This window comes from Paenisporosarcina sp. TG20 (assembly GCF_000286315.1).
In the GTDB taxonomy this organism is placed as follows: Bacteria; Bacillota; Bacilli; order Bacillales_A; family Planococcaceae; genus Paenisporosarcina.
The window spans coordinates 1-14,936 of the sequence record NZ_ALJG01000268.1; the positions used below are offsets into that span (position 1 = coordinate 1).

Annotated in this window: 15 protein-coding genes; 5 read left to right on the forward strand and 10 right to left on the reverse strand. The window is 35.7% G+C overall.

The genetic code is table 11. The features are described 5' to 3' along the window. Nucleotides 1–390 precede the first annotated feature (390 nt). The 4 genes from rlmN to B371_RS0107810 all read right to left on the reverse strand — a co-directional run bounded on the left by rlmN (nt 391) and on the right by B371_RS0107810 (nt 4,963). Entirely contained in the window at nt 391–1,461 is a 1,071-nt protein-coding gene (gene rlmN, locus B371_RS0107795) for a 23S rRNA (adenine(2503)-C(2))-methyltransferase RlmN (protein ID WP_019413748.1), read from the reverse strand. A gap of 362 nt (nt 1,462–1,823) precedes the next feature. Continuing rightward, nucleotides 1,824–3,158 (reverse strand): type I glutamate--ammonia ligase, encoded by a 1,335-nt coding sequence (gene glnA, locus B371_RS0107800; protein WP_019413749.1) that lies wholly within the window; start codon nt 3,156–3,158, stop codon nt 1,824–1,826. Nucleotides 3,159–3,201: 43 nt separating this feature from the next. Continuing rightward, nucleotides 3,202–3,582 (reverse strand): MerR family transcriptional regulator, encoded by a 381-nt coding sequence (locus B371_RS0107805; protein ID WP_019413750.1) that lies wholly within the window; start codon nt 3,580–3,582, stop codon nt 3,202–3,204. A gap of 118 nt (nt 3,583–3,700) precedes the next feature. Beyond that, nucleotides 3,701–4,963, reverse strand: a complete 1,263-nt coding sequence (locus tag B371_RS0107810) for a methionine gamma-lyase family protein (protein WP_019413751.1) — start codon at nt 4,961–4,963, stop codon at nt 3,701–3,703. A 150-nt stretch (nt 4,964–5,113) separates the two neighbouring features. Here B371_RS0107810 and B371_RS0107815 point away from each other — a divergent pair, with 150 nt between their 5' ends. Further along, a complete protein-coding gene (locus B371_RS0107815; RefSeq protein ID WP_019413752.1) occupies nt 5,114–5,719 on the forward strand; it encodes a trimeric intracellular cation channel family protein in 606 nt (201 codons plus the stop codon). 73 nt (nt 5,720–5,792) lie between these two features. On the opposite strand, the gene B371_RS0107820 is transcribed toward B371_RS0107815, so the two are convergent. The 6 genes from B371_RS0107820 to glpK form a co-directional block, all read right to left on the reverse strand. Continuing rightward, nucleotides 5,793–6,092 carry a rhodanese-like domain-containing protein gene (locus B371_RS0107820; protein ID WP_019413753.1) on the reverse strand — a complete coding sequence of 100 codons (300 nt, stop codon included), beginning with the start codon at nt 6,090–6,092 and terminating at the stop codon, nt 5,793–5,795. A 72-nt stretch (nt 6,093–6,164) separates the two neighbouring features. Then, nucleotides 6,165–6,392, reverse strand: coding sequence for an RNA chaperone Hfq (hfq, locus tag B371_RS0107825; protein WP_019413754.1), 228 nt, complete (start codon nt 6,390–6,392; stop codon nt 6,165–6,167). A 69-nt stretch (nt 6,393–6,461) separates the two neighbouring features. After that, nucleotides 6,462–7,406 (reverse strand): tRNA (adenosine(37)-N6)-dimethylallyltransferase MiaA, encoded by a 945-nt coding sequence (miaA, locus tag B371_RS0107830; protein WP_019413755.1) that lies wholly within the window; start codon nt 7,404–7,406, stop codon nt 6,462–6,464. Then, nucleotides 7,388–8,308 (reverse strand): alpha/beta fold hydrolase, encoded by a 921-nt coding sequence (locus B371_RS0107835; protein ID WP_019413756.1) that lies wholly within the window; start codon nt 8,306–8,308, stop codon nt 7,388–7,390. Before B371_RS0107835 ends, miaA begins: the two co-directional genes overlap by 19 nt. Next, a complete protein-coding gene (locus tag B371_RS0107840; RefSeq protein ID WP_019413757.1) occupies nt 8,308–9,954 on the reverse strand; it encodes a glycerol-3-phosphate dehydrogenase/oxidase in 1,647 nt (548 codons plus the stop codon). Before B371_RS0107840 ends, B371_RS0107835 begins: the two co-directional genes overlap by 1 nt. 13 nt (nt 9,955–9,967) lie before the next feature. Continuing rightward, nucleotides 9,968–11,458, reverse strand: a complete 1,491-nt coding sequence (gene glpK, locus B371_RS0107845) for a glycerol kinase GlpK (RefSeq protein WP_019413758.1) — start codon at nt 11,456–11,458, stop codon at nt 9,968–9,970. Nucleotides 11,459–11,813: 355 nt separating this feature from the next. On the opposite strand from glpK, the gene B371_RS0107850 reads away from it, so the two are divergent. The 4 genes from B371_RS0107850 to B371_RS0107865 all read left to right on the forward strand — a co-directional run bounded on the left by B371_RS0107850 (nt 11,814) and on the right by B371_RS0107865 (nt 14,933). Beyond that, complete coding sequence (locus B371_RS0107850) at nt 11,814–12,557, forward strand: metal ABC transporter ATP-binding protein (protein ID WP_019413759.1); 744 nt, start codon at nt 11,814–11,816, stop codon at nt 12,555–12,557. Then, on the forward strand, nt 12,557–13,420 hold the full coding sequence (locus B371_RS0107855) for a metal ABC transporter permease (protein ID WP_026022997.1): 864 nt from the start codon (nt 12,557–12,559) through the stop codon (nt 13,418–13,420). The genes B371_RS0107850 and B371_RS0107855 overlap by 1 nt, the downstream gene beginning before the upstream one ends. 20 nt (nt 13,421–13,440) lie before the next feature. Next, on the forward strand, nt 13,441–14,388 hold the full coding sequence (locus tag B371_RS0107860) for a metal ABC transporter solute-binding protein, Zn/Mn family (RefSeq protein WP_019413761.1): 948 nt from the start codon (nt 13,441–13,443) through the stop codon (nt 14,386–14,388). A gap of 152 nt (nt 14,389–14,540) precedes the next feature. Further along, a complete protein-coding gene (locus B371_RS0107865; protein ID WP_019413762.1) occupies nt 14,541–14,933 on the forward strand; it encodes an SET domain-containing protein in 393 nt (130 codons plus the stop codon). The last annotated feature ends 3 nt before the right edge of the window (nt 14,934–14,936 follow it).

The following is a 14,936-nucleotide window of genomic DNA, read 5'->3' on the forward strand; positions in this document are numbered from 1 at the left end:
AACAGAGTGACGAGGAGATTGATGCCATGCCCCACGGAAAGCGTCCGCATGGAGCGGAAATCAACTTTGTTCGGATTTTATTACTAGATTTTTTATTATGAAATTGACTCAGATGTGATATTATTTAGATATTAATCTTTAACACAAAGGTGTTTTTTGTTAAGCAACTCACCCAATCGAAACATAGCATTCGTGTCCTTAGACCGTGGTTTGTAACTTGTTTCCTCTAGAACCCACGTCACCAGGAAACCCTTGCGTTAAGCTAACTGGTACTTCTACCTTCATAGCTCGGTACTTCACCTTATAGATTACGCCATGCTAGGCGCACTAAAAAAAGCTAATCGCCTTGGCGATTAGCTTTTTTTTCATTAGTATCAAGATAAAATCAAGTTAAGCTTTAACTTTATCAGCTTTTTTAATTTGTTTACTTCTTAACTGGCCACAGGCAGCGTCGATGTCCGCTCCTTGTTCATGACGAACACCACAATTAATCCCCTTTTTCTTAAGTGCATCATAGAACTTAGTAATTGCTTCAGGGGTACTTTGTTGATATTGTCCATGTTCGTCAACTGGATTATAGGGAATTAAATTTACGTAAGAAAGATGACGCTTGTTTTCAAGTAATTTTGCAAGACCCCATGCTTCTTCAACATGGTCATTAACATCTCGTAAAAGAATATATTCAAACGTAATGCGTCGATTTGTCTTTTCCAAGTAGTAGTCAATTGCATCCATAAGTTTTTCAATTGGATATGCTTTATTTATTTTCATAATTCGTGTACGCAATTCATTTGTTGGAGCATGGATAGATATCGCTAAATTGACTTGTAGACCTTCGTCTGCATAATCATATATTTTCGGAACAATTCCGCTTGTAGATACAGTGATGTGACGTGCACCTATTGCAAGACCCTTTTGTGAGTTGACGACGTTTAGAAAGGCCATTAAGTTCGTATAATTATCAAATGGCTCGCCAATACCCATTACTACAATATGGCTTACTCGTTCTTGTTTCTTCACTTCGTCAAGATGTTCTTGCACTTTCATAATTTGTTCCACGATTTCACCTGATGATAGATCACGACTTTTTTTCAATAATCCACTTGCACAAAAACTGCATCCAATATTACAGCCTACTTGTGTAGTAACACAAACCGATAAACCATACTTGAACCTCATCAATACAGTTTCAATTAAATTTCCATCTTGCATTTTAAATAAAAACTTAATTGTTCCGTCAGCGGATTCTTGTTTCACACTTTGCTCTAGCGTGTAAAGAACGAAGTTATTTTCAAGTAACTGAATACACTCGCTACTGATATTATTCATTTGTGAAAATTCAGTAATTCGTTTGATATATAACCAATCCCAAATTTGCTCAGCTCGGTATTTTTTTTGCCCGTTATCTAGAAGCCATGTTGTTAGCTGTTCTAATGTCAATCCAAAAATAGATTTTTTCATTTTGATACCCTCTTTTCATAAACCAAAATCAGTGTTTATTGTACTTGAAATAAGTACACATAACAACTGATTGAATTTTCAAAGTCAAATTTCCGCACTTTTAAATTGAGTATAGTTGTTCATTTATTATGAACTCAAGCTTTGTGTTTATTCATAATTAACTTTTTTTATTTTTTACAATGCAATTTGCTGTTGTTTAATTTTTGAAAAACTAAAACCCCTTCTAATTTTAGTAGGGGTTTTAGTTTCTTTACTGTTAAATAGTTCAACACTCACATAAGTTTAATATACTACAAATTCAATTAAATAATGTAAGGCATTCAATTATAAAAGCGTTAGGGCTCGAGCCCTAACGCTTTCTATTAATAAGTTTTTAAATACTGTTCGCGTTCCCATGGATGTACGGATGTACGGAACATATCCCATTCTATTTCTTTTGAATCTACGAAATTAGCATAAATATGTTCGCCTAAAGCACTGCGAATCGTTTCATTCTTCTCAAGTTCTTCTAATGCTGCATGTAAAGAAGCTGGAAGATCTTCAACGCCATTTGCACGACGCTCTTGCTTATTCATAACATAGATGTTGCGGTCAACAGCTTTAGGTGGTGTCAATTTGTTTTTAATCCCGTCAAGACCTGCTTTTAAAATAACAGCCATTGCTAGGTACGGATTAGCAGCTGGGTCAACTGAACGAATTTCTACTCGAGTACTTATTCCACGAGACGAAGGAATACGAATAAGTGGGCTACGGTTTTGTGCAGACCATGCAACATAACAAGGTGCTTCGTAACCTGGTACTAAACGTTTATATGAATTTACTGTTGGATTTGTAATTGCAGTAAATCCTTGTACATGTTTTAAAATACCCGCCATGAATTGATAAGCAGTTTCGCTTAATTGCAAGTCTCCAGACTTATCATAGAAAGCATTTTCTTTACCATTGAATAAAGAAACGTTCATATGCATTCCTGATCCGTTAACACCGAATAATGGTTTCGGCATAAATGTTGCATGTAGGCCATGCTTACGTGCAATAGTTTTAACTACTAATTTAAAAGTTTGAATGTTATCGCAAGCAGTAACTGCATCTGCGTATTTAAAATCAATTTCATGTTGTCCTGGTGCAACTTCATGGTGAGATGCTTCGATCTCAAAGCCCATCTCTTCTAATTCTAAAACGATATCTCGACGGCAGTTTTCGCCTAAGTCCATAGGTGCTAAATCAAAATAGCCACCAGTATCATTTAATTCAAGGGTTGGTTCACCACGTTCATCTAATTTGAATAGGAAAAACTCTGGTTCAGGTCCTAAATTAAAATCAGTAAATCCTACTTCTTTCATTTCTTGTAATACTCGTTTTAAGTTACCACGTGGGTCACCAGCAAAAGGAGTACCATCTGATTTATTTACGTCACAAATTAAACGCGCCACTTTACCTGTTCCAGTAATCCAAGGAAAAACAACCCATGTGTTTAAATCTGGAACTAAATACATATCAGACTCTTCAATACGAACGAAACCTTCAATTGAAGAACCATCAAACATCATTTTATTATCGAGTGCTTTTTCAAGCTGGCTTACAGGTATCTCAACATTTTTAATTGTTCCTAAAATATCCGTAAATTGCAAACGAATAAAATTAACTTCTTGCTCTTTTACAAACTTATAGATGTCGTTTTTTGTGTACTTGCTCACTTCTTGTCACTCTCCCTAAAATATTTAAATTATAATAACTCGCTTAATGGAAAAAACGAGATAAATCCCCTTGTGTTAAAGAAGCCCTCTGATGTCTACCAGCTTGTTGCAATTCAATACGCAAGAAACTTCGTAATTCTGCATCTGTCAATTGTGCTTTAGTCTCAGTAGTATTGGGCTGGCTCTTCATTTCAAACAATTTTTTTATGCCCGCCATATTAATACCTTGATCAAGAAAATCTTTAATTTCAAGTAATGTGTCGACATCGATTAATGAAAACATGCGTCGATTGCCATCTGTTCGTGCTGGGTTTATTAAACTATGCTCTTCATAATAACGAATTTGTCGTGCAGTTAACTCTGTGAGCTGCATGACAATACTGATTGAAAGTAAGGGCATTGATCTTCTTAGTTGTTGGCTCATGTTGCTCACCTACCCTTTCACAATATTCACTATACTATATGTTAGCTTTCTTGTCAATGACACGTTATATCATCTAACATGTAAATTTATTAGAATAATAGATTAACTAATTACTCATTCATTCATAGGTACTACCTTGTAGTTCTAAAACAGCAGAAAGAATTGCGAACTTAACATGCTCATAAGTTAGTCCACCTTGAATGAATGCCGTATATGGTGGCCGTATTGGACCGTCTGCAGTTAACTCGATACTTGATCCTTGAACAAAAGTACCTGCTGCCATTATGACATCGTCCTCATACCCTGGCATATAAGCTGGCTCTGGTGAAAAGTGAGCATTAATAGGTGAATTTGCTTGAATTGCACGACAGAATTGAATCATTTGTTGTGCATTTTTAAATGTGACAGATTGTATTAAGTCCGTCCTTTGTTCAAGGTAATGAGGTGATGTATTCATCCCAACTTTTTCAAGCATTGCAGATGTAAAGATTGCCCCTTTTACTGCTTGTGCTACAACATGAGGTGCTAAGAAAAATCCCTGATACATATCTCCTAATGTGTTCAAAGACGCACCCGCTTCTCCTCCTATACCCGGAGAAGTCATTCGGTAAGCACATAAATCAACATACTTTTTCTTACCTGCAATATAGCCCCCAATTTTCGCAAGTCCTCCCCCTGGATTCTTAATAAGGGAACCTGCCATTAAATCTACTCCAACATTAGTCGGTTCAAGCTTTTCCACAAATTCTCCGTAACAATTATCTACGAAAATAATTGCCTGCGGCTTTAATTTACGTATTTTTTCGGTCATTAGTTTAATGTGATCTACTGTAAAAGAAGGTCGATTAGCGTAGCCTTTCGAACGTTGAATGGCAATCACTTTTGTTTTAGTTGTAATAGCTAACTCAACTTTTTGCCAATCAATTTGACCGTCGCTTTTTAAATCCACATGTTGATATGAGATATTAAAGTCTTTTAGCGAGCCTGTATCATGCTCTCCGCCATCAACAATCGATTGCAATGTATCGTAAGGTTTACCGGTAATATAAAGCAGTTCATCACCTGGACGAAGTACACCGAATAAACTGATTGTAATTGCATGGGTTCCAGAAATTATTTGATTTCTTACAAGTGCAGTTTCAGAACCAAATACCTCGGCATATACACGTTCTAAATTATCTCTTCCTTCATCATCATACCCATATCCTGTTGAAGGATGTAAATGAAAATCACTTACTTGATGTGTTCGAAAAGCAGTTATAACTTTCTCCTGATTGAAAAAAGCAATTCTATCTGCTGTCGCGTGTTGGTCTGCAACAAGCAGTTCAATATTTTTTGCTTCATTTAATATTTTCGTTGTTAGTATGGATTGAAATGTCAAAATTTTTTCTCCTCAACTATCTATTTTAGTTTTCTGTCTTCAAGTCAACTATACACTATACACGATGATATAACCCCAAGCGTACTATTGTATTTAAAATAGAACATGATATAATATATTTCGTCCTATTAAGATATGGAGGAATGTGAAATGGCTTGGACTGTATTTAGTATTATTGGAATTATTGCATTTGCCATTTCCGGGGCAATCGTTGCTATGGAAGAAGAATATGATATATTTGGTGTTTATTTACTTGGAATTGTTACTGCCTTTGGTGGAGGTGCAATTCGAAATTTATTAATAGGAGTACCGGTGTCAGCATTATGGGAACAAGAAATGATGTTTCAAGTTGCACTACTTGTTATGACAATCATCTTTTTATTTCCACGCCATTTGATTAATCACTGGAATCGCTGGGGAAAATTTTTTGATGCAATTGGTTTGTCAGCTTTCGCAATACAAGGGGCATTGTTTGCAGTTCAATTAGGTTTACCAATTAGCGCGATTGTCGTTGCAGCGGTTCTAACCGGTTCAGGTGGAGGTATCATACGGGATGTTCTAGCGAAAAGAAAGCCACTCATTCTGCGAAACGAAGTATATGCAGTATGGGCAGTGTTTATTGGACTAATCATTGGTTTTGAACTTGCAACAAGTGACTTAGCCCTTTACATTTTATTCGTCATAACAACCACATTACGGGTTTTTTCATACATCAAGAAGTGGCAATTACCATTTCGATCATTACAACAATCATAAAAAGCAGCTTAACTCATTTCCGAGGAAAGCTGCTTTTTATTTTACTAAAACTAAATTTGCCCTTTACTCTTTATTAAAGTTCTACTTCGCCTTGCCATTCTAACATCCCGCCTGACATGTTAGTAACGTCAAATCCTTGAGCTTCAAGGAATTGACAAGCCATACCACTACGTCCACCTGAGCGACAGATCACTATATATTCTTTTGTTTTGTCTAAGTCTTGATATGTGAATTCTACTAATCCTAATGGGATATGTTCTGCACCTGGAATCATTCCGGTTGCCACTTCATCTGGTTCTCGTACATCAATCATAAGAACTGTTTGACCAGCATCAAGCTTTTTTTGTAAGTCTTCAGGTTGAATTGTTTTCATATTTTCCCCTCCAATAAGTTGGTTGTGTATCCTCAAGAATGACCTTAGAGGCCAATAAGCTCGCCAACTTGTTTAAGCTTCTTCAGTTGAAATTGAAACTGATTTGGAAGGTACAAAAGTTGAAATGGCATGTTTATAAATAAGTTGTTGTTTGCCTTCAGATTCTAATAACACGGTAAAATTGTCATATGATTTAATGATTCCTTTTAATTGAAAACCATTTAACAAAAAAACGGTAACGAATACATTATTTTTCCTTAACTGGTTTAAAAAAGTATCTTGAATATTTATTGGTTTCATATTGTACTTCCTCCTGTAGTGCTTGAATTATAATACGATTTTAAATTCCTATGTTAATACTATTCGCTCTTAATGACTAGATTCCTGCATACCGTTCTTTATTAATTGATTTATTTCTAACATATCGACGTCAGGCTTAACCCAAGAAATTGGTAGTTTATTGCGTAAATAAGTAAGTTGTCTTTTTGCATAACGTCGTGAATTTTGTTTAATAAGATCAATAGCAGCATTTAATGATATCTCATCTCGAAAGTAAGAATACAATTCTTTATAGCCAATTGCCTGTACAGCTTGTACATCCTTAATACCATTATCCCATAGTTGTCTAACTTCATTAACTAAGCCTTGCTCAATCATACCATCTACTCGCAAATTAATTCGTTCATATAGTTCTTCCCGGTCAACCTGTAATCCTATAATTACATGTCGATACATGGATTCATGACCTTGATTTTGAGATTTAGCAGATTTTGTCGTTTGCGAATGCTCTGCAATTTCTAGCGCACGCACAACTCGTCGTGTGTTATTAGGATGAATAATTGCAGCACTTTGGGGATCAATTTGTTTAAGTTTTGAATGCATCGCTTCAGATCCAATTTGCTTTAATTCTTCGTAATAAGCATTGCGAATTGTATCGTTTACTCTGTCATCTGTAAATTGATAGTTATATAAAACAGACTGTATATATAATCCTGTACCGCCAACTAATATTGGTAACTTCCCTCTTGTTTGAATTTCACTAATTTTAGAACGTACAAGTTGTTGATATTCAGCCACTGAAAAAGGCTCTGTTGGTTCTTTAATGTCTAATAAATGATGTGGAATGTCGTCCATTTCTTTACAAGTTATTTTGGCTGTTCCAATATCCAAACCTTTATATACTTGCATCGAGTCACCATTAATAATTTCACCGTTCAATAAATTTGCAAGCTTTATTGACAATGCTGTTTTTCCTGATGCTGTAGGTCCAACGATAGTAAGTACTTCTAAGCCTATCATTTTTTCTTCATCCATTGTAAAACTAATTCAAATGTTTCTTCTTTTCCTAATTCATTTAACAATTCATGTCTTTTTTCCTCTACTAACACCACAGTAATATCTATCAGTCCTGCTTTTTTATATTGATTAGCAACCACCCAAACTTGTTTCCCATCATTGCTTACGGGATCCTTCGATCCAGAAATCATTAATATAGGTAGTTTTTTAGGAATATGCGCTATCTCTTTATTATCATGAATCACGTCAAGTCCATTAAGTAAATCAATAAAAAGTTGATTGCTAGTAACAAAACCACACATAGGATCTTCAATATATTTTTGTACTTCTGAAGGGTCAGAACTTAACCAATCAAAACTCGTTTGCCCATCTTTGAAAGCTGCATTAAACTTGCCAAATGACATTTTGTCCAAAAGAGGATTTTCGGTTTGTTTTCCTTTGACAATTGAAAATCCTGTGGCTAATAATTTCCCCACTTTTCCGGACGCTCCTGATGGGCCACCAGTTCCTGATAATACAATTTTTGAAACAGATTGTCCATATTTTTGAATATATCTTCTACCAATGAAAGAGCCCATACTGTGAGCAAAAAGTATTGGACTTTCGCAAGTGATTTCTTTACGAACAGCATGCAAAACTTCTCGTACATCTTCCGTCACTCTTTCAAAGCCATCTTTGTCTGTAAAAAAGCCTATTTGATTTTGTTTTATTCCTGTGTAACCATGTCCACGATGATCATGTCCAGACACTACATACCCATTTAAAACTAAAAATTGAGCAAATTCTTCATATCGCCCAATGTGCTCTGCAAGTCCATGCAATATATGAACATGTCCAATCGGTGTTTCTTCAGGCTTATAGATCACTGTGTAAATTTCTTGTTCATCTGACATTTTTACATAATGAATACTTTTATTCATCAGACATTCTCCCCTCGGAATGATATTGATGCTTTTAGTTGTTTATCTAGGTCCATTTGGTATTCATGTAATTTGTAATCTGAGTAACCAAGCTGAACTTTCATCATTTGACACACTTGCTCTTTATACGCATGTACTTCTTGAATATTGAAATATAAATCGCCTGTTCGCCTAACAAAAAAATCTACTGGTGTACAGGCCATTTCATATTGGATTGCATATGCAACTCTTGCAGCTATAGGCAACGGCAATTCATATCTATTGTCTTTAAGAATACTTGCATAGGCAAATAGTTGATCCACATTCGTCCCATAAAAACCTGCAAGTTTCTTCGACTCATCATATGATAATCCGTAATGTTCACCTTCTATCGCTTTCTTTTCAACAAAGGATTTGAAATGTTTAGAACCTCCCATATCCCCACCAGACAAAGGTAGGCTTTTGGTGATTGAAGGTTTGTAAGTAAATGTATTACTTTTTTTAGTGAGACGATCTACAACCATTTCAGCCATTTTTCTATATCCTGTTAATTTTCCACCAGCAATTGTAAGAAGACCGCTTGCTGATTCCCAAATCTCATCTTTACGAGATATTTCTGAAGGGTCTTTTCCAGCTTCAAAAATGAGCGGTCTGACTCCTGCCCAAGTAGATTCAACTTGCTGTAATGTTAATTGAATACTTGGAAACATAAAAGTAATAGCACTTAATAAGTAGGCAACATCTTCTCTTGTTGCAACCGGGTTTTTTGGATCCTCTTTATAAAAAGTGTCCGTCGTTCCAACATATGCTTTACCGTGTCGGGGAATCGCAAACATCATTCGACCGTCAGGAGTATCAAAATAAACCGCTTGTTTTAACGGGAAGTTTGATTGATCCACTACGATATGCACACCTTTCGTCATTCGTAGTTGTTTACCATTTTCAATCGAATCCTTCTTTCGAACTTCATCTACCCAAGGACCTGTTGCATTTACAATATTTTTGGCATGAATAGTAGCAAGCTGTCCAGTAAGTTGATCTACTGTTTCTACCCCAACCACTTTACTTTGATGGTAGATAAACGATTCGACCTTCATATAGTTTATGCAAATCGCGCCTTTTTCAGCCGCTTTTTTTATGACTTCAATGGTCAGCCGAGCATCATCCGTACGATATTCCACGTAGTAACCTGCTCCACGGAGTCCATTTGTTTTTAGTAATGGCTCCTTAGTCTTCGCTTCTTTAGTAGTTAACATTTGCCGACGTTCATTGCGTTTAACTCCTGCTAAAAAGTCATACACTCGAAGGCCAATCGATGTTGAAATCGGTCCAAAAGTACCGCCTTTATGAAAAGGTAAGAGCATCCATTCAGGTTCTGTTACATGAACCGCATTTTCATAAACTATTTCTCTTTCTTTTCCTACTTCTGAAACCATTTTCACTTCAAATTGTTTCAAATACCGTAGGCCGCCATGCACTAGTTTGGTCGAACGACTAGAAGTACCTGCAGCAAAGTCTTGCATCTCAACCAAAGCCACAGACAGCCCACGAGTTACTGCATCAAGAGCAATTCCAGCGCCAGTAATTCCACCACCAATTATAAGCAAGTCGAATTCGAATTTATTTAACGTTTTAATCATATTAGGACGGTCTAGTGCTGATAGCATCGTTGATTCTCCTTTATTTAAACAGTCTCGTTGCTTCTACTGCTTTTTGCCATCCATTATAAAGTTCTTTTCTCTTAGTTGACTCCATTTTTGGTGAGTATGTTTTTTTACTGTTGCGCATTTTTTCAATTTCTTCAATATCAGACCAAAAGCCTGTAGCTAAGCCAGCTAAAAAAGCAGTTCCAAGCGCCGTTGATTCATTTAGTTCTGCTAATTCAACGTCCAGTTCAAGTAAGTCACTTTGGAACTGCATGAGGAACTCATTGTTAACAGCTCCACCGTCTACACGTAAGGTTTCGACTTTGATGTCTGCATCTCGCTCCATAGCATCTAATACATCTTTCGTTTGATAAGCTAGTGATTCAAGCGTAGCACGAATAAAATGTTCTTTTGAGGTCCCCCGTGTTAAACCAAAAATAGCTCCTCTCGCATCTGAATCCCAATAAGGTGTTCCAAGTCCGACAAATGCAGGCACGACATAGACCCCTTCAGTTGATTCAACTTTTTCTGCATATAATTCACTATCTGAAGCATTTTTTATCATTCTAAGTCCATCACGAAGCCATTGAATCGCAGAACCTGCCACGAACACGCTGCCTTCTAAGGCATACGTTACTTCACCGTTTATTCCCCATGCAATTGTTGTTAGTAAACCATTTTTAGATATTACTGGAGTTTGCCCAGTATTTAATAACATAAAGCATCCTGTACCATACGTATTTTTAGCCATTCCTTTTTCGAAACAACCTTGTCCAAATAACGCGGCTTGTTGGTCACCTGCTATTCCAGCTATTGAAACTGCCGCACCAAAGAAGACAGATGGGTCGGTTTGTGCATATATTTCCGAAGATGAAGCAACTCTTGGTAACATCGAAATCGGAATTTCTAGTTTCTTACAAATTTCTTCATCCCATTTTAAGTCATGAATGTTAAATAACAAAGTACGCGATGCATTTGAGTAATCAGTGGTATGTTCTTTGTCTCCAGATAACTTCCATATTAACCAAGAATCTATCGTTCCAAATAACAAATCCCCTTGTTGTGCTAACTCTTTTGCTCCTTCAACATTGTCTAAAATCCATTTTACTTTTGTTCCAGAAAAATAAGGATCTAATCTAAGTCCTGTTTTTTCTTGAAACCATGTTTCTAAGTTTTCTTTTTTAAGATCATTAACAATTTGTTGAGTTTGGCGAGATTGCCATACAATGGCATTGTATATGGGACGACCAGTCTTCTTGTTCCATACAACGGTCGTTTCGCGTTGATTGGTAATTCCGATTCCATGTATGTTGCTTGGTTGAATTCCACTTTCAGATAATACAGCTGCAATGACTGATAAAACAGAACCCCAAATTTCGCTTGCATTATGTTCAACCCAACCTGGTTTAGGAAAATATTGTTTAAACTCCTTTTGTGAAGTATGTACAAGCTCTCCTTTTTGATTAAAAAGAATCGCCCTGGAACTTGTTGTTCCTTGGTCAATTGACAGGATGTATTCTCCCATTTTTATTCCTCCTCAATTGCAACACTCACCTTTAATCATTTCAAAAAATCTGAGTTGCTGCTTTTTTCTAATATTATTTTCTAAAATTCAAGCATGAGTTTATGAAGAAATTATTTCCTTTTATTATACTGTTTTTCCTAAATGAATGTATAAGAAACGTACCATTCTCATGAAGGGCAATCAAAATTATGAACAAGTCTTGCTTGTTACTTTAGCAATCATATTAATACTTTTCAAATTTGTGTTGTTGCATTATGAACTTTCAAAGCATATAGTTGTTCTAAGGAAACTTTTTTTCGGCAAGGAAATACTCATTGGATTTATTTAAAATAATTTTCATTACAGGAGGGATTTTATGAAAACAGCAATATCCGTTAGCAATTTATTTGTTTCGTATGACGGGTCTGAAGCTTTAAAAAACGTCAGTTTCACAGTCGATAAAGGAAAATTAGTAGGCATTATTGGACCCAATGGTGCAGGGAAATCAACATTGTTAAAAGTATTATTAAACCTAATAAAAAAAGATTCTGGGAGAGTTGAACTATTAGGTAAATCAATAAAAGAAATGAAAACTAAAATTGCTTATGTTCCCCAACGAAGTAGCATAGATTGGGATTTTCCAATTACGGTTATTGATACTGTCATACTCGGTACTTATCCAAATTTAGGAATCTTTAAACGTCCCAAAAAAGAACACAAAACTTGGGCGCATGAATGTTTAAAGAAAGTTGGAATTGCAGAATTACACAATCGTCAAATTGGTGAACTCTCAGGGGGACAACAACAAAGAGTTTTTCTAGCTCGAGCATTGGCACAAAAACCGGAAATGTATTTTCTTGATGAACCATTCGTAGGTGTCGATGTTACGAGTGAAGAAAAGATTATCTCGATATTGAAAGAGCTTCGGGATAGCGGAAAAACTGTAATCGTTGTGCACCATGATTTAAGTAAAGCCAGTGATTATTTCAATGAACTAATTCTTTTAAACAAAGAGCTCATTGAACATGGAAATGTTGAAAGAGTATTTCAGCCGGACGTCTTAAGTAGAGCTTATTCTATTCAATTCCCATCAATAATAGGTGAAGGAGTGAGCTCATGATGAGTTTTGTTGAAGCCATCATACAATACGGATTTTTACAAAAAGCCCTACTTACGTCTATTATGGTTGGTATAATCTGCGGGGTAATTGGTTGCTTTATCATTTTAAGAGGGATGGCTTTAATGGGTGATGCAATCTCACATGCCGTACTACCCGGTGTGGCATTGTCTTATATTTTGGGCATAAACTTCTTTTTTGGAGCTGTATTTACTGGATTAATTACCGCGTTAGGTATTGGTTTCATTAGTAATAATAGTAGGATTAAGAATGATGTTTCAATTGGTATTATGTTCACAGCGGCATTTGCATCTGGGATTATTCTTATTACATTTATGAAAAGTAGTACAGATTTGTATCACATTCTTTTTGGAAATGTACTCGCCGTACGTCCATCTGAAATGTTGTCAACATTGATAATAGGAATTTTCGTTCTTGTTTGTATCTATGTATTTTATAAAGAACTACTTGTTAGTTCTTTTGATCCAACGATGGCCTCTGCTTATGGATTGCCTACTAAATTAATTCATTACTTTTTAATGACACTTCTAACATTAGTAACAGTTGCTTCTTTACAAACAGTAGGCATTATTTTAGTTGTAGCAATGCTTATTACGCCAGCATCAACTGCGTATTTATTAACAGATCGGCTATGGGTAATGCTCTACCTTTCCGCTGGAATCGGTGTTTTATCATCCATACTTGGTTTGTATTTTAGCTATACCTACAATTTAGCATCAGGTGCGACCATTGTACTTGCTGCAACTGTTTTATTTATTCTGGCATTTTTATTTTCACCAAAACAAGGCTTAATATGGCGCTCGATTAAAAGTGCACGAAAAAGAGAAATGCATTCACAATCATAAAAATTAAATGGAGGATTAAGATGAAAACTATAAAATATTTTACAGGCATCATGAGCATCATATTGCTTCTACTTATTTCAGCGTGTGGTAAAGAAGATGAAAATGCTGAAAAAGATCCTAACGAAAAGATTCAAGTCATTGCTACCTATTCAATTATTTACGATATTGTTAAAAATGTAGGTGGAGATCGAGTAGAGATTCATACGCTTGCTCCAGTTGGTTCTAATCCTCATGAATATGATCCACTTCCAAAAGATGTTCAACTGACAACAGACGCGGATGCCGTATTTTACAATGGACTTAATTTAGAAGCAGGAAACTCATGGTTTGAAAAATTATTACTAACTGCCGATAAAGGCGAAAAAGACTCACCTGTGTTTCAGTTGAGTGAAGGTGTTCAACCGAAATATCTGACCACTGAAGGGAAAGAATCTGAGGAAGACCCTCATGCATGGTTAGATATTCGTAACGGAATTAAATATGCTGAAAATGCTAGAGATGGATTGATTCAAGTTGATCCTGAACATGCAGATGTATATGAGAAGAATGCTCAAGCATACATTAAAAAACTTGAAACTCTTCATCAGGAATCAGTGTCGCGTTATAACGAAATACCAAAAGAACAGCGTCTTTTAATTACTAGCGAAGGGGCCTTTAAATATTTCTCTGAAGCTTATGATTTTGAAGCAGCTTATATCTGGGAAATCAACTCTGAAAATCAAGGATCACCAGATCAAGTGAAATCAATAATTGATTTTATTAATACGAAAAAAGATGCTGTATTGTTTGTTGAAACGAGCATAGATCCTCGTAGTATGGAGACCGTATCTGCTGAAACAGAAGTTCCAATCTACGGTAAAGTCTTCACTGACTCCATCGGTAAGCCCGGTGAAGATGGTGACACGTATATTAAAATGATGGAATGGAATATTGATACCATTTTTAAAGGCTTAACTGAAAATAAATAGCCTAAACATAAATAATTATGGTCAACTGTTTGCCTTGTAAGATGCGATTAAGATTCAACATGTTATACTTGTAACTTGCTGGACGATTTAACTACTACCATATATCCTAGCAAGTATATAACATTAATAATCGAATAGAGAAGGTGAACAAAATGATTGAAATAAAAACATCTACATTAAGCAACGGAGAATTAAATCGTGGCGTCTTTGCTACTCGTGATATTAAAAAAGGAGAACTCCTTCATGAAGCACCCGCTCTCCCCTACCCAAATGACCAGCATGAACATATTGAAAAAACACTGTTAGCTGATTATGCGTTTGAGTATGGAATAAACCATAGTGCACTAGTATTAGGATATGGCATGTTATTTAATCATTCATACCAACCAAATGCCGTGTATGATATTAATTTTGATAATCATACATTTGATTTCTTTGCTTATAAAGATATCCAAGTTGGTGAAGAAGTTTTGATTAACTATAATGGTGAAGTTGATAATGAAGATCCACTTTGGTTTAACGAAGAAAATCCAACAACTGATTAATCA

Excerpts from the sequence above, each read along its gene's own strand:
- rlmN (WP_019413748.1), bottom strand. The coding sequence starts at position 1,461 with ATGAAAAAATCTATTTTTGGATTGACATTAGAACAGCTAACAACATGG.
- B371_RS0107805 (WP_019413750.1), bottom strand. The coding sequence starts at position 3,582 with ATGAGCCAACAACTAAGAAGATCAATGCCCTTACTTTCAATCAGTATT.
- B371_RS0107815 (WP_019413752.1), top strand. The coding sequence starts at position 5,114 with ATGGCTTGGACTGTATTTAGTATTATTGGAATTATTGCATTTGCCATT.
- B371_RS0107820 (WP_019413753.1), bottom strand. The coding sequence starts at position 6,092 with ATGAAAACAATTCAACCTGAAGACTTACAAAAAAAGCTTGATGCTGGT.
- hfq (WP_019413754.1), bottom strand. The coding sequence starts at position 6,392 with ATGAAACCAATAAATATTCAAGATACTTTTTTAAACCAGTTAAGGAAA.
- miaA (WP_019413755.1), bottom strand. The coding sequence starts at position 7,406 with ATGGATGAAGAAAAAATGATAGGCTTAGAAGTACTTACTATCGTTGGA.
- B371_RS0107835 (WP_019413756.1), bottom strand. The coding sequence starts at position 8,308 with ATGAATAAAAGTATTCATTATGTAAAAATGTCAGATGAACAAGAAATT.
- B371_RS0107840 (WP_019413757.1), bottom strand. The coding sequence starts at position 9,954 with ATGCTATCAGCACTAGACCGTCCTAATATGATTAAAACGTTAAATAAA.
- glpK (WP_019413758.1), bottom strand. The coding sequence starts at position 11,458 with ATGGGAGAATACATCCTGTCAATTGACCAAGGAACAACAAGTTCCAGG.
- B371_RS0107850 (WP_019413759.1), top strand. The coding sequence starts at position 11,814 with ATGAAAACAGCAATATCCGTTAGCAATTTATTTGTTTCGTATGACGGG.
- B371_RS0107855 (WP_026022997.1), top strand. The coding sequence starts at position 12,557 with ATGAGTTTTGTTGAAGCCATCATACAATACGGATTTTTACAAAAAGCC.
- B371_RS0107860 (WP_019413761.1), top strand. The coding sequence starts at position 13,441 with ATGAAAACTATAAAATATTTTACAGGCATCATGAGCATCATATTGCTT.
- B371_RS0107865 (WP_019413762.1), top strand. The coding sequence starts at position 14,541 with ATGATTGAAATAAAAACATCTACATTAAGCAACGGAGAATTAAATCGT.